The organism is Emticicia aquatilis (assembly GCF_014644295.1).
Classification (GTDB): Bacteria; Bacteroidota; Bacteroidia; order Cytophagales; family Spirosomataceae; genus Emticicia; species Emticicia aquatilis.
The window spans coordinates 56,763-71,672 of record NZ_BMKK01000006.1 but is presented as its reverse complement, the minus strand read 5'-3'; the positions used below and the strand labels follow the sequence as shown (position 1 = coordinate 71,672).

Sequence of the window (14,910 nt, the reverse complement as noted above, 5' to 3'; positions counted from 1 at the left end):
AACATATTTACGCCATTACCATTTTTTTAGCACAGAAACCGATACGCCACTACTATTTTTTAACTTTGTCCCGTAATCACCAGCAACTGAAACTTTAATTTGATATTCCTGTCTCACAAAAAAATCAGTATATGCAAGAAATGAGAATTGATTAATATTTCTAATAATGTTTTGACGGTATAACGAATAATTTGTTTTTATACCATAATTATACCTTTTCCTGTTTCCCTCCAATGCTAAATAGATACTTTTAACTTGATTAAAACTGCTCGCAGGAATAGTAGCATTATAAATAGTTTCATTGTGTCTATCTAACATTAGAGGCGAACCAATTATGTTTTCATTATAACGCCAGCCATCTTGATATTGACCATGTTGAAAGTAGCCGTGAGGTTCTCCAAAATGCTTATCTTGAATATTTAATAATCGAGCAATACCCGAACGATAAGTCCCTTGATTATAGCTGTGGAAGCCCTCGACTGTAATTTTATTAACTGTAAAAATAGGCTTTTTAAATTTTAGAGCTATTCCATATAGGCCATCATCGGCATTTACTAAACTTGAGAAAAGACTACCTAAGTCATAAGGTAATTGACGATAAAATAAAATATTGATTTGAGGTAATTTTAATTCGCCTGCGAAATCGACACTACCTAACTGATTCCCACCATAGTTCTCACTATCATAACCTAACTTGATTTTAGGAGGGAATGCATTTCTGACAAAGGGTAATGGAAAAGCAACGCCCATCAAGGCATTAAAGTCGGAGGGTAGATGTCCATTTTGTGAACTATAATTATCGTTTACTAATAGTGGAGCATAGCCCCCCCATTGTACTTGGCTATTAAACCCACTATAAAAATTTATTTTCCAGTTGGGCTTTCCTATACGTCCATATAACGATTTTTGGTGTAAGTAATAATTTTTTACATATGTTTGGTTGCCAAACCAACCGTGTGCAAAACTACCTTTTATTGACAATAAGCCATGCCCGAGAATAGAAGTATAATTGGGTATGGAAATCTGAATTTTAGGAATTGGTAGAGCGTTGCCCGACCAAATATATGAACCAGAAGTTAGCATTGTATCAACCAGCCCTATAATCTCTTTTCTCCGTCCAACATAAATCTCAAATGTACCATAGCGAACTTTAACATAGGCTTCTGGAATCAAAATTTGACTCTCATTGCCAATATTTATAACTCCATTCAAGCCATAGCCATAGCCAAATTTTCCGGTTCTCTGTTCTATTTTAGTAGAATCATATTCTTTATGAGCGGAACCATTAAGCGATAAGATGGGGGGAGAAGTAGGTATAATCCCGTATTGATTTGAGCGAAGCCAAAACGGAGTTATGTTTGATGTAGATAGGTAAGTGCTGACCTCTCCTCGATATTTAATGTTTGAAAAGAAGCCCTGTGAATATGAGATGTTGACATAAATAGTGAGGAATACTATCAACAAAAGACTATTTCGAGTCATATTTTTTGTTTATCTTATCAGCAAAAGTTTACCAGTCTTATTTACTTCTTTGCCATCATTAACCTTGGCATAAATCTTATATGTGTAGGTGTCAGATGGTGCCAAGGCATTTTGAAACGTGCCATCCCATTGTAAATTTATATCATTAGAAATAAATACAGGATTCCCCCAACGATTGTAAATTTGTAATTCAAAAGTTGTTATACGTTTTATAGAGCCCTTTATCTCCAAGTTTTCATTTATACTATCATTATTCGGGGTAAAAGCATCGGGTAAAAATAGTTTTACGGCAATTGGAATAATGTAGATATTTGAAAAACTCTCTTCGCCATCAATTGATATCGTTTTTACTTGGAACTTGGCTTCTTCTTCAAATTTATCAAGAACTGGCACAAATATAGTCTCAGATGCGGTCTTGCTTGTTTCTACTGTTGTCGTATTTGTTTGTTCATTATAACTTAAAACCTCAAACTCTTTAATTGCAGTATTTCCAAATGGTGAGGTATTTGTCCATTCTAAGTTTCTTAGGGCATTCTCATTTAAAAATATTGTACAGAAAGCTGGAGAAAAATCAGATTCACTCCCACATTTATCTACAAATGAAACTTTGTAACAATACGATTTTTCAGAAGCGTTAACTCCTGTGTCTAAAAATGGCCTAATAGTATTTGTACTATCAATTTTTTTCTGAAGTGGTTCTTCTAATCGATAGAGTCGATACAATTTCCTATCTAAATTCCATGAACTATTATCCTTGAATGTAAATTGAACATTATTTGCCGCGTTTACACTCACTAAGCCATCAGTTATGGCTGGAGGATGTATTTCTTTACGGTCAATACATTGTTTTTGACTTACTGTTGCAGTTTCAATATAATTAGCACCAGTATAACCAGCATAAGAAACAGTAATTTTTGATGATAATGTGTAGCAGTATTTTTTATTGCAATCTGCTGTGTTATCTATATACGGACTACTCACATTATTAAAAGTTGTCTTATTAGCTCCATTTTCATCTCTGATTATTTGGGTATTAACTTGATTGATAAATGTAAAAACACCTGTATTTTGCGTTTTTCCTGTTGATATTGTTTGCCAAGTTAGTTGGTATTTGTCGTTAATTGGTTTTAGTGTAAAAGGGATTGTGCAAATTTCGTTAGAGAATTCAAAACAACCAGCTTGTCCTACTCTGCCGACTGAAAAGCATTGGCTTTTTTGTGGGTCAGGAATCGAAACTTTTATAGAACCAACTTTTACTTTAGGCATCGTATTATTAGGTACAACTCCATTTTGGTCAATAGAACGACTTGATAGAAAGTAATCTGCATCTGGGTTTCCAATTAGATTGATAGTAGCCTGTTTTCCATCTTCACTCAATTCAACTTTTTCTATGCGTGGAAACATATCGCCTCTGTCCATTTTAACGGAAATTGGTTGGGGTGCAGGGCAATTGTTGGGTATGGTATATAACCCTTCAACTAAAATATTTTGAGTGCTGGATGGGGCAAATGTTTTTTTTACAGAATATGGTAAAACTGTTCCTATAGGTATGTTATCAATACTACCATCACTCCATTTTATTCGATAAGAATCAAAATTGTTAATGGGTGAGTTCCTTATTGTTAATGTAATTCTTGTATTATCACATGCTTCATAACTTATATCTGGTTTATTATTCTCCCTCACATAAACCACATCACAATAATACATATCCTTACCATTCCTCTTACCATATTGGAGAACAGTATATTGCCCAGCAGCAAGAAAAGTATAGTCAAGATTGGTTTGAGAACTAATACTTGAAAGCTGGGAGGCAGGTTGACCAGTATAACCAAAAATATATCTGACACCAGTTCCACCTGAATTGTCTTTAAGTTTAACTGCTTGTCCAATACATACTGTTGAAGGATCATCAAAAGAAAATCCACCTTTTTCAATCCCTGTTGTAATATCGCAAACACCTTGTGCGAAAACAGTAGTTGAAAACAGAAGCAGAATAATAATTTTGGAAAGGTTATTCATATATGGTTAGTGAGCCTATATTAACTACAAATTTGCATATAAATAACGTATTCTCTGATGATAAAGTCTGAATTTATTTCGTTTTTTATTTAATGGTTAATAATAAAGTTCTGAATTAGGAGTTCTGAGTCCTGACTGCAAAATAGAAAAGGGTCATAATATTTTCAGACTTTCAAAATTCTTTCCTAAAATGGCCTTACTCTCTGTTTTTAGCCAATCTTTTAGAAGTGAAGCATAGATTTGTCTAAAATCCACAGAGAACTTCAAGTCACCTTCGTCTAAATCTGTGAGGTTGGGAGCTTCATTCAAAACTTTTGGTCGCTTTAGGTTTTCGCTCATCAAAAACACATTATTAGCTGTGCCGTGGTCGGTTCCACCGCTGGCATTTTGTTTGACTCTCCTTCCAAATTCTGAAAAGGTCATGATGGCTACCTCTTTAAACTTATCATTTTTCTTCAAATCGTTCACGAAAGCATTTACCGACTCGGCATAGTTTTTTAACAGTCGCTCTTGTTGATTGACTTGATTGAAATGCGTATCAAATCCAGAAATACTCACATAATAAATATTTGTTGACATTCCCGAAATTATTAGTTCCGAAATTGTTTTCAAGCGTTGCCCCAACTCTCCTTGTGGATATATGCTCGAACTCCTATATATCTTTGATTTTGTGTGTAAAAACTCAGCCGAAGAAGCTGTTTCTGCCAATGTTTTGTACAAATACGCAACATTATCATGTCCTTGGGCTGCTGAGTTTTGGGCAACTTTATTAATAAAATTACCACTTACTTGTTTATACAGCTTTTCGGGGTCTTGTACTGAGAGTGCTTTTACTTTTTCTCCTTTCATCGAAAGACTCAGTGTATCATCAATTTCTAATGCTTGGTACGGAACACAATTTCCTGCACAATTGGCATCTAAATAGCGACCAATCCACCCTGTGTTTAAGTATTCGGTCGATTCGCTGGCGGTTTGCCAAATATCCATTGAGCGAAAATGCGAACGGTCAGGGTTTGGATAACCCACATTATTGATAATACTCATTTGTCCGTTATCATACAAAGCTCTGAGCGATTCCATAGCAGAGTTTAAGCCTACTTCATCATTGAGTTTTAGCACTTTCTCACTTTGAATTGCAATACTTGGGCGAGATTTGTAGTAAATGTCATTTCGGTAAGGCACAATGGTATTCAAACCATCATTTCCTCCCGAAAGCTGAATGACTACCAAAATCTTATCAGTTGTTTGGCTTTGACCTAAATGTTGCATTTCAAATGCTTTCAAAAAATTAGGTATCATCATGCCACCAACGGTAGCAAAAGCCGATTTTTTTATAAATGCTCTTCTTGAAGTCATGGTTTTAAAGTTAAGTTTTTGGGAGAAAAGTAAATCAACAAACTTGATACTCGGGTAGCATCATTAGTGCAATAGCTGTTTGTTTGATGTTTTCTTCGTTTGAAGATTGCTGAAATTTATTCACAATGTTTTGAATGAATGACTCATTAGCAGTTACTTGAAATAAATATTGACTTATTTCGTCAACAAATTTTTTTTCGTTCTCAGTAAAAGCTCTACTGAAATTACTCCAATCGACACTCGCCTTGAAATTTCGCTTTTTTGTTTGATACTCGGTATTTATATCGCCATCTTTCTTGGCAGAAATACTGCCTTCTTTACCTAAAAACAACATTGCTGGTAGTTGCATCCTAAAAAGCAGACTCGAACTATCAATCCAGTTTTTGCCTCCTGCCCAGCCAGCAACATTGGGCGGATAAAGTAATACTTGCCCCAAAACTTTCTGAATAAATAAATCGGGTTGTTGGTCTTCAAACGTCGCTCCGAGGGTTCGTTTGATTCCCACCAACAATTCTACTGGCGATTTTATGTGCGAGCCAATATTTTCTTGGTCGTAAAACCAGTCGGCCGTGAAGATATTTTCGAGCAAATCGGCAATATCATAATTGGTTTTGTAAAAACGCTTGCTTAATTCCGCGATTCGCTTCTCTTTTCCACTTATATTTTCGTTGACGAAATATTTATAAATTTTGGCGGTCAGAAACTGGGCTGTTTCTTTTCGCTCCAAAATCATCTCAATTACATCTTCACCTTTGAAATTGCCCGTTTTTCCAAAAATGGTTTTCTCTCCGTTATCGTGTTGAAATTCTCTGAAAATAAACTTTCCTTGCAAATCAAAATCCCAGCCCGTAAATGCTCTGGCGACATCCTTGATGTCTTTTTCGGTGTAGTTTCCTCGTCCGAGCGTGAAAAGCTCTATTAATTCACGAGCAAAATTTTCGTTCGGACTACGTTTCTTATTTTGTTTGTTATTCAGAAATTGCAGCATCGAAGGTTCTTTTGAAACCGCCATGAGTAAATCGCCAAATTTTCCGAGAGCGTGTTCACGGAGTGTATTCAGATAACTTTGCGAAAAAGCAGGATTCAGACTTCTCGAAACTAAATGTCCATGCCAAAACAAAGCTATTTTTTCTCGTAAAACTCCTCTCGAAGTCACCATTAAGTCAATCCAATTTGTATTGAGTGTACCTTGTTCTTCTTTTCTATCCTTCTGTAAATCTTTCAGTTTATCACGTACTTCTTCTCTATTACCTTCTTTTTTTATATCACGCATTTCACGCAGTTGCCGAAACTCAGCAACAACTTCACGTAAATCAACTATATCAATCGGTCGAAAATCTTCTGAATCACTTAACATTTGTTTGAAAACTTGTCGTGCAGACTGCCTCTGTGCTGCTTGAACAACCGCATAAGGCTCTCCGAAGCCTGCACGCCAATATAAATGTTGAATATGTTTTTGTAGCATGACCTTTCTGTTTTTTCAATAACCTTTGGATATAAAAAAGTAGATAAAGGTTTAATAAGCAATATAATTATGTTCTTCGGAGGGTAAAAAATCCTTATCTTTGCACCCTTAATCTTGACAGGATTATAAGGATTACAAGATGGACACGATTTTTTGAGAGAATTTTAAATTCTAACGACGTAAATTAATCGTAGTTGTTTTAATCTTACTAATCTAAAAATCGCTTAATCCTGTCTAATTTTTCACTCACTATGCAATACAAAGAATATAAATCAGTCAATTATGCCGCTATTGCCGATGAAGTTTTAGCTTTCTGGAAAGAAAACAAAATCTTTGAGCAATCTATTGAGGTACGTGAAGGTTCACCGACTTTTACATTTTTCGAGGGGCCGCCATCAGCAAATGGTACGCCTGGAATTCACCACGTAATGGCTCGTTCGATTAAAGATATTTTTTGTCGCTACAAAACTCTCCGTGGTTTTCAGGTAAAACGCAAAGGTGGTTGGGATACACATGGCCTACCCGTTGAGCTTCAAGTAGAAAAAGAACTTGGCATTACAAAAGAAGATATTGGTAAGAAAATAACAGTTGAAGAGTATAACCAAAAATGTCGTGAAACGGTCATGCGTTTTACCGACCAATGGGACGATTTGACCGAAAAAATGGGTTATTGGGTTGACCTCGAAAATCCGTATATTACTTATAAAAACGAATACATCGAAAGTATTTGGCATTTATTGAAAGAATTCTACAATAAAGGATTGCTTTATAAAGGCTATACAATTCAACCATATTCACCAGCGGCAGGCACAGGATTAAGTTCGCACGAACTAAATATGCCAGGCACGTACAAAGACGTAAAAGATACATCTTTAACTGCCCAATTTAAGGTTATCGAAAATCATAAATCTGAGTTTTTGTTTAAAGCAAGTGAAGGAGAAGTCTTCATACTTGCTTGGACGACAACACCGTGGACACTTCCTGCAAACTCGGCTTTGACGGTTGGAAAAAACATCAACTATGTTTTGGTGAAAACTTTCAATCCATACACATATTTACCTGTAAATGTGGTCTTAGCAAAAGACCTAATCGGGAAGTATTTCTCCGAAAAAGGTAAAGATGGAGATTTTGAAGGTTTTGAGTCTTCTGATAAAAAAATCATTCCTTGGACAATCATTGCTGAGTGTAAAGGCTCAGATTTGGAAGGAATTGAGTACGAACAACTACTTCCTTATGTGCAACCCGAAGCTCCTGCATTCAGAGTAATTATCGGAGATTTCGTGACAACTGAAGATGGTACTGGTGTTGTACATACTTCACCAACTTTTGGTGCAGATGACTTTAGAGTTGCTCAACAACACGGCATTCCGTCAATCATGGTGAAAGACGAAACAGGAAAAGATGTGCCTGTGGTTGACCGTAGAGGACGTTTCGTGAAAGAAATCACTGATTTTGCTTTAGAGTACGTAAAAGAAGCCTATTTGACCGACGACGAAAAAGAGGCAGAAAGAATCAAACAAGGCCGTGACAAATATCTTTCGGTTGATGAGCGAATTGCGATTAAACTAAAAACCGAAAATAAAGCTTTCAACGTACAGCGTTACGAACACACATATCCGCATTGTTGGAGAACCGATAAGCCTGTGCTTTATTACCCACTTGATAGTTGGTTTATTCGCACAACGGCTATGAAAGATAAGTTGGTAGAACTGAACAAAACTATCAACTGGAAACCTGAAAGTACAGGAACTGGTCGTTTTGGCAACTGGCTCGAAAACTTAGTTGATTGGAATTTAAGTCGTAGCCGTTATTGGGGAACTCCACTACCAATTTGGCGTTCGGAAGATGGTGAAGAAGTGTGTATCGGCTCGGTTGAAGAATTGGTTAATGGTATTAAACATGCCTTGAAAGATGATGTATTGAATGAGGAGCAACGCAAAAAGAATGAATCTTTCATTCACTCATTCACTCATTCAACATTTGACCTGCACCGCCCTTATGTTGATGAGGTTTTCTTGGTTTCGGCAAGTGGAAAACTCATGCAGCGTGAAACTGACCTAATTGACGTTTGGTTCGATTCGGGGGCGATGCCTTTTGCACAATGGCATTATCCGTTTGAAAATAAAGAGATTTTCGACGCAAATTATCCAGCCGATTTTATCTCCGAAGGTGTTGACCAAACTCGTGGTTGGTTCTTTACACTTCACGCTATTTCTGGAATGTTGTATGATTCGATTGCCTTCAAAAACGTGGTTTCAACGGGCCTTGTTTTGGATAAAAACGGCAATAAAATGTCGAAACGTCTCGGAAATGCCATCGACCCATTCGATACTTTGGGTAAATACGGTGCTGACCCAACTCGTTGGTACATGATTACAAACGCCGAGCCTTGGGACAATCTTCGCTTTAATTTGGATGGAATCACCGAGGTGCGTAATAAATTTTTCGGAACGCTTACCAACACGTATAATTTCTTTGCACTTTATGCAAATCTTGATAATTATAAGATGTCGGAAACCGATAGAGTGCCTTATGCCAATCTTCCAGAAATGGACCGTTGGATTTTATCGAAATTATATACGCTCATCAAAGAAGTAGGTGAACAGTTCGATGATTATAATCCAACTAAAGCAGGGCGTTTGGTGCAAGATTTTGTTTGCGACCAACTTTCTAACTGGTATGTGCGTTTGTGCCGTCGTCGTTTCTGGCAGGGAGAAATGACTGAAAACAAAAAAGCAGCCTACGAAACACTCCAACAATGTTTGGTAACAGTTGCTCAGTTGATGTCGCCGATTGCACCATTCTATGGAGATTGGTTATACAAAAGCCTGACAGATTCTATTCGTGAAGAAGCCAAAGCAAGTAATTCGCCACTTCGACATGAGTCAGTACACTTTACTGATTGGCCAACTTATGATGCAAGCTGGGTAGATGCGAATCTCGAAACTTCGATGGAGTTATCGCAAACGGTTTCTTCGTTGATTCACTCATTGCGTAAAACGCACAAAATCAAAGTACGTCAGCCATTGCAACGTATCTTGATTCCAGTTTTATCAGAAAGCACACGAGAACAAATTCGCCATGTAGAAGATATCATCAAGTCGGAGGTAAATATCAAAGCCATCGAGTACATTGATGATGATTCGGGAATCTTGAAAAAGAAAGTAAAACCAAACTTCAAAGCTCTCGGCCCGAAATATGGTAAGGATATGAAGTTAATTGCCGAAGGAATCAATCAGTTAAGTGCGGAAGACTTGAAGGTCTTAGAAAAAGAAAAACAATTCTTAATTCCTAATTCTCAATTCTTAATTGCTTTAGAAGATGTCGAAATCCAAACTGAAGACGTTCCAGGTTGGTTAGTAGTTTCAGATAAAGGAATAACTGTTGCTTTAGATATTAATATTTCGGAAGAATTACGCCAAGAAGGTATCGCTCGTGATTTTGTGAATCGTATCCAAAATTACAGAAAAGACACTGGCTTTGAAGTAACCGATAAAATTAGCATCAAACTTTTAAATAATAATGAAGCCTTGACTGCTGCCGTAGAAGCCAATCGAGAATACATTAGTCAAGAAGTGCAAGCTCTTTCGTTGGAAGTATTGTCTGAAAGTCCAGCCAATGCCGTAGAAATCGAAATGGATGAGTTTATGCTCGTAGTTACGGTTGAAGTGAGAGCGTAAAATTTCACTCCAAAATACAATAGACAATAAATCCCTCATGGCTGAAATAGCGGTGAGGGATTTTTGTATGTAACAATCTATAAAACCAAATTTAACATAGATTTAAAACAAAAAAAGTCTGATAATCGCTTGATTATCAGACTTTTATATTTTGGTGGTGATGGACGGGATCGAACCGCCGACACAAGGATTTTCAGTCTTTATTTTTTGGTTTGATATGGTGCGAAATGGTCTGTTTTGGCTAATTTTTCTTATATTTGACTCATATAAATACACCAAGTACCACGTTAAACCTTTAATTGTTGTACCTATGTTGTACCAAAAGTTGTACCCATATCATGGCAAATGTAAAACTTGTTCTTCGTAAAAAGAAAAATAAAGAAGGGACATTCCCTTTAGCTTTGCGTATCACCAAAGATAGAAAAACATCTTTTATTCATCTTGGCTACAATCTTAACGAAGACGATTGGGATGAAGTTAAACAACGAGTTAAAAAATCTCACCCTAATTCTGTTCGTCTCAATAACTACATTCTCAAAAAGTTATCAGAAGCCAATGACCACTCATTGGAGCTTGAAACACAAAGAAATTATGTTTCGTCTCAATCGGTAAAGCAAAAAATCAAGCCGTCCGCCGCTTCAACATTCTTTCCTCAAGCCGAGTTATACCTACAACGCTTGAAAGAAGCAGGCAAATATAATCAATATACATCTGATAAACCAAGAGTAAAACACTTTAAAGAGTTTATAAAACAAGATATTGCATTTCAAGATATAACTGTTTCGCTTTTAGAACGGTTTCAAAACCATGTTAAGTCTAAACTTAATTTATCCGAAAGGTCGGCTATAAACCATATCGTAGTGATGCGATCTATTTTCAGCTTTGCTATCAAAGAAGGTGTAGTAGATGAAAAATACTACCCGTTTGGCAAAGGGAAAATGAAAATAAAGTTCCCAGAAAGCACTAAAGTGGGGCTAAATGCCGAAGAAATAGAAAGACTTGAAAATGTTGAACTATCAGGTGCAGCCAATCATGCTCGTAATCTTTTTCTTTTTTCGTATTATTTTGCAGGTGTTAGAATAAGTGATGTTTTACGATTACGTTGGTCTGATTTTCAAAACGACCGTTTACACTATTCTATGGGTAAAAATCAAAAGGTAGGCTCTTTAAAAATCCCTGACAAAGCTGATACTATTCTTAAACAATATGAAGCTTTCAAAGAGAATAAGGACGATTTTGTATTTCCAGAATTAAAGGGTGTAAATCTTGATAATAAATTCGTTACTCAACGAACGATTGCGTTTAAAACAAGTGCATTAGATAAATGTCTTAAAACACAAGTTGCACCAGCAGCAGAAATAGATAAAAAATTAACGATGCACATAGCACGTCATTCATTTGCCCAAATGGCAAATGAAAAGATTCCCGTACAAATTTTACAAAAACTTTATCGTCATAGCAGTATTATTACCACGATGGGCTATCAATCAAACTTTACAACCCAACAAGCCGATGATGCTTTGGATAAAGTGCTAAATACTCAACCTGAGAAAAATAAGTTGTAACTAACGTTATATGCCAGTAAAAGCAAAAACTGTATAAGTGATAAAAATCTTTACATGGATAGTGGTGGTACTTTTTTCAACGAATTGGTAATGTGATTAGGGGTGTCTTGTTCAAAGTTTGAAGTAAAATCTTTTAATGACTTTTCCCTATGGAGACATTCCAAATCCTTAATTTTTCTACGATATAGAGTTGCAGTATCTTGATTCTCAATTTCAAGTTTACGCCTTCGACTGAGATTTAAAAAGTCTAATTCTTGCTCTATCCCTACGAAACGCCTATTCGCTAAATTAGCAGCAACACCTGTTGTACCACTGCCAGTGAAAGGGTCAAGTATAACATCTCTTGGTTTGGTAGATGCCAAAATTAAACGATTTAGTACTGAAAGTGGTTTTTGTGTGGTATGTTTTCCACAAGACTTCTCCCAAAATTCAACGGCTGGCAACTTCCACACGTCTTGCATTTGTTGGTTTTCGTTCATTTGCTTCATTAAATCATGGTTGAAGTAATGAGGTATTTTTTCGTTTTTTCTTGCCCAAATGATTTGCTCAGTTGAGTGCGTAAAGTATTTGTGAGAAAAATTTTCTGGTGGGTCAGTTTTTTGCCAAGTAACGATATTTAGTATTTTAAAATTTAATTCATGCAGCAGTTGCCCAACTGAAAATATATTGTGCATTGTTCCGCTTATCCAAATAGTGGCATTGTCTTTCATGTTATTACGGACAGCAGATAACCAACTCCGATTAAAAATATTTATAGCTTGATAATTATCTGATTTATCCCACTCTCCTTTGTTTACACTTGCAACCTTACCATTTTTAACGGTTAAACCATCATTTGATAAAAAATAGGGTGGGTCTGCAAAAACCATATCAAACTTGTAATCTATTTGAGGTAATATTTCTATGGAATTACCTTGAAATAGATAAAATGATTTATCATTGGATTTGAAAAAAGGGGTAATCATTTTCAGACAAAACACCTTTTAATCTTAAAACAATTTAAGTTGTGAGCCAAACCCACTTAGAGAAGAATGACTAACTGTTTCTTGTTTTGGGGCAAAAGTAGGGGGAGCAGGTTGCGAAGTAATCTCCGTGTTGTCTGTGGTGATAAACTCTTTCAAACGATTATAGCGGTTTCTTTGCTCCAGTTTTCGTCCCCAACCCCCTAAAACATGGGCAGGGGTAAACCAATGGCTATATTCTTCCAATGAAATGGTATTGCCATGAATAACTGTTGCAGGGATATGTAGGAGCGAAAATTGAACGAAAGTCGCATGAACGCAGGTTGGGTCTAAATCAACAGCCGTGACGTGTAAGTTTTGCTGATAATTGACACCCTGATTGCAAAGCTCCTGAGCAGCCGCTATAACCATAGCACCAGTGCCACAAGCAGGCTCAGAAACGCTTATAAAGCCTTTTTCTGCTACGATGTCTTTAGCATTTTCGCCAATTATCATTTTTGCCATCATTTGGCAAAGAGGGTAAGGCGTGAAAAATTGCCCTTTTTTATCATTATGCAATTCTAATTCGTGGAATACATCGCCCAAAACATCTTTGGGACTTTCTTCTAAGTGGTTTACGAGCATGGCCAGCAATTGTGGGAACTCGTTAATTTCCTCCTTTTTATATTGCTGAACAATATCTAAATATCGCTTTTCTCGTGTTTCATACTGGATTTTATCGGTTACATTGCTATAAGCGATCGCAGACATTTCAACAAAATCCGAGTAAACCTTATAGGTGCTGTGCCTATGTGAGAGCTGGTGGATAAGTTTAACTATATCTTTCATGATGTACCTACCTTTAAAAGATAGGATACAGTACAATAGGCACTACTTTGAGAAGTATCTTAATTTATATAAGTCAAACAATATTAAGATGTAGTATGTCATTTTGCATTTATTGACCGTCTATCAAATTGTAAAAGACTCTGAGAAAATAAAATATGTCGATTTTTTTCTCTTCAATCCCATATTCTAATACCTAATAATAAATAAATCTTTTTTTTCTTGTAATGTGGTACAATACATATTAGAATTGTGTTCTTTAATTCTCTATAATTATTTCATATAATACAAAGTTTAAGGCCTAAGAAAGTTCATAAAGAGGGTAAATAAAAAAATTGAATGGTGAAAAAGAAAAATCCATTGTTAGAACCACAACGAGAGGTATCGGGGGCAAATACCTTTGCCAAATATTTATACCAATATCACTTTGGACTATATACTGCATTATGCAATCATACCAAAAATGCTAAGTATGCGGTTGCAATGGAATATCATGAAGACGTAATTTTTATAAACTCTTTAGAACCTGAAACCGCTAAATATAACTTTTACCAAGTCAAATCCTTAAAAGGAAGGATGAATAAAACCGACCTGTTAAAACAAAAAAATGGTAGTTCAGTTTTAGGGAAACTACTAAAAAGTTGCATAAAGAAACCATATTCTAACAATATTGAAGAAATTAATCTTGTATCAGCGAATGGCTTCAACTTTGAAGATAATAAGCTGAATGTAGCCAAATTTCCTATTGGTAGTTTATCATTAGCAATAAGAAATGATATAGAAACCCAAATACGGACAGAAATACAAGATACGACATTCACTCTTCCTAACAATATATATTTTATTTGCCCTGATATAAAAGAGATCGGCTGTAGAGACATGCTTATAAGAATTATATCTGAAATAATAAGAAACATACATGGTGATGTCTATTCTAAGGTAGTTGAAATTTATAGAACCCTTATAGATGAGATGTTTAGAAAAGGTGTAATTACACAAGATTATTCCGAATGGGAGCAGTTTAAACACCATAAAACACTGACAAGTGAAAGTGTTGATAGTGTAATTGAAATGTTTATCTTCGATGACAGAAGACAAGATCAAGAGAATGATTTTGATGATATTGTTTCAGAATTAGGATTAGGTTTTATGGATAAAAAGCAAATTAAGGCATCGTATAAGAGATATAAAACACTTAGGCTAAGCAATACTATCTTTCAGTTAGATACAAAGAATGAAATTCAGAAAAAATTAACACAAAATGAGCCATATTGTGAAAACTCAATAGCTAAACTGATTGAATTAGTTGATGAAAATTTAGATAAAAGCATTGCGAAGAAATTAGGTAGTCCGCTGGATATAAAAGCAGCAATAATTTGTGAATACTTAACTGGTAATTAAAACTATGACATCAGACAATTTTAAACTATTAATCCGAAACTTACGAACAAGAAAACATGTCAAACTTAAGATTCAATCAACTGCTAATAATATCGAATACATTAAAATCGGCAAATCGGTTCTTATTCCAGAAACGATTAAACCTGATAACA

The 14,910-nt window shown here is 35.7% G+C and carries 9 protein-coding genes; 3 read left to right on the top strand and 6 right to left on the bottom strand.

What is annotated here, in order from left to right; translation table 11 throughout:
- Nucleotides 1–15: 15 nt before the first annotated feature.
- The 4 genes from IEX65_RS15405 to IEX65_RS15390 form a co-directional block, all read right to left on the bottom strand.
- Nucleotides 16–1,482, bottom strand: coding sequence for a capsule assembly Wzi family protein (locus IEX65_RS15405; RefSeq protein ID WP_188766998.1), 1,467 nt, complete (start codon nucleotides 1,480–1,482; stop codon nucleotides 16–18).
- Nucleotides 1,483–1,491: 9 nt separating this feature from the next.
- Nucleotides 1,492–3,504 carry a T9SS type B sorting domain-containing protein gene (locus IEX65_RS15400; protein ID WP_188766997.1) on the bottom strand — a complete coding sequence of 671 codons (2,013 nt, stop codon included), beginning with the start codon at nucleotides 3,502–3,504 and terminating at the stop codon, nucleotides 1,492–1,494.
- 153 nt (nucleotides 3,505–3,657) lie between these two features.
- Complete coding sequence (locus IEX65_RS15395) at nucleotides 3,658–4,860, bottom strand: DUF1501 domain-containing protein (protein ID WP_188766996.1); 1,203 nt, start codon at nucleotides 4,858–4,860, stop codon at nucleotides 3,658–3,660.
- Between the two features lie 34 nt (nucleotides 4,861–4,894).
- Nucleotides 4,895–6,325 (bottom strand): DUF1800 domain-containing protein, encoded by a 1,431-nt coding sequence (locus IEX65_RS15390; RefSeq protein WP_188766994.1) that lies wholly within the window; start codon nucleotides 6,323–6,325, stop codon nucleotides 4,895–4,897.
- 251 nt (nucleotides 6,326–6,576) lie between these two features.
- On the opposite strand from IEX65_RS15390, the gene ileS reads away from it, so the two are divergent.
- Nucleotides 6,577–10,005: an isoleucine--tRNA ligase gene (gene ileS / locus IEX65_RS15385; RefSeq protein ID WP_188766992.1), complete on the top strand. Its 3,429-nt coding sequence runs from the start codon at nucleotides 6,577–6,579 to the stop codon at nucleotides 10,003–10,005.
- Between the two features lie 338 nt (nucleotides 10,006–10,343).
- The gene (locus IEX65_RS15380) at nucleotides 10,344–11,570 is read left to right on the top strand and encodes a site-specific integrase (protein ID WP_188766990.1); all 1,227 of its coding nucleotides are present in this window, start codon (nucleotides 10,344–10,346) and stop codon (nucleotides 11,568–11,570) included.
- A 50-nt stretch (nucleotides 11,571–11,620) separates the two neighbouring features.
- Here the strand turns inward: IEX65_RS15380 and IEX65_RS15375 are convergent, their stop codons facing one another.
- The gene (locus tag IEX65_RS15375) at nucleotides 11,621–12,535 is read right to left on the bottom strand and encodes a DNA-methyltransferase (RefSeq protein WP_188766988.1); all 915 of its coding nucleotides are present in this window, start codon (nucleotides 12,533–12,535) and stop codon (nucleotides 11,621–11,623) included.
- A 24-nt stretch (nucleotides 12,536–12,559) separates the two neighbouring features.
- Nucleotides 12,560–13,282 (bottom strand): N-6 DNA methylase, encoded by a 723-nt coding sequence (locus IEX65_RS15370; RefSeq protein WP_188766985.1) that lies wholly within the window; start codon nucleotides 13,280–13,282, stop codon nucleotides 12,560–12,562.
- A gap of 414 nt (nucleotides 13,283–13,696) precedes the next feature.
- On the opposite strand from IEX65_RS15370, the gene IEX65_RS15365 reads away from it, so the two are divergent.
- On the top strand, nucleotides 13,697–14,758 hold the full coding sequence (locus tag IEX65_RS15365) for a dsDNA nuclease domain-containing protein (RefSeq protein ID WP_188766983.1): 1,062 nt from the start codon (nucleotides 13,697–13,699) through the stop codon (nucleotides 14,756–14,758).
- Nucleotides 14,759–14,910: the final 152 nt, after the last annotated feature.

Coding starts and splice junctions, on each gene's coding strand:
- IEX65_RS15405 (WP_188766998.1), bottom strand. CDS start 1,482: ATGACTCGAAATAGTCTTTTGTTGATAGTATTCCTCACTATTTATGTC.
- IEX65_RS15400 (WP_188766997.1), bottom strand. CDS start 3,504: ATGAATAACCTTTCCAAAATTATTATTCTGCTTCTGTTTTCAACTACT.
- IEX65_RS15395 (WP_188766996.1), bottom strand. CDS start 4,860: ATGACTTCAAGAAGAGCATTTATAAAAAAATCGGCTTTTGCTACCGTT.
- IEX65_RS15390 (WP_188766994.1), bottom strand. CDS start 6,325: ATGCTACAAAAACATATTCAACATTTATATTGGCGTGCAGGCTTCGGA.
- ileS (WP_188766992.1), top strand. CDS start 6,577: ATGCAATACAAAGAATATAAATCAGTCAATTATGCCGCTATTGCCGAT.
- IEX65_RS15380 (WP_188766990.1), top strand. CDS start 10,344: ATGGCAAATGTAAAACTTGTTCTTCGTAAAAAGAAAAATAAAGAAGGG.
- IEX65_RS15375 (WP_188766988.1), bottom strand. CDS start 12,535: ATGATTACCCCTTTTTTCAAATCCAATGATAAATCATTTTATCTATTT.
- IEX65_RS15370 (WP_188766985.1), bottom strand. CDS start 13,282: ATGTCTGCGATCGCTTATAGCAATGTAACCGATAAAATCCAGTATGAA.
- IEX65_RS15365 (WP_188766983.1), top strand. CDS start 13,697: ATGGTGAAAAAGAAAAATCCATTGTTAGAACCACAACGAGAGGTATCG.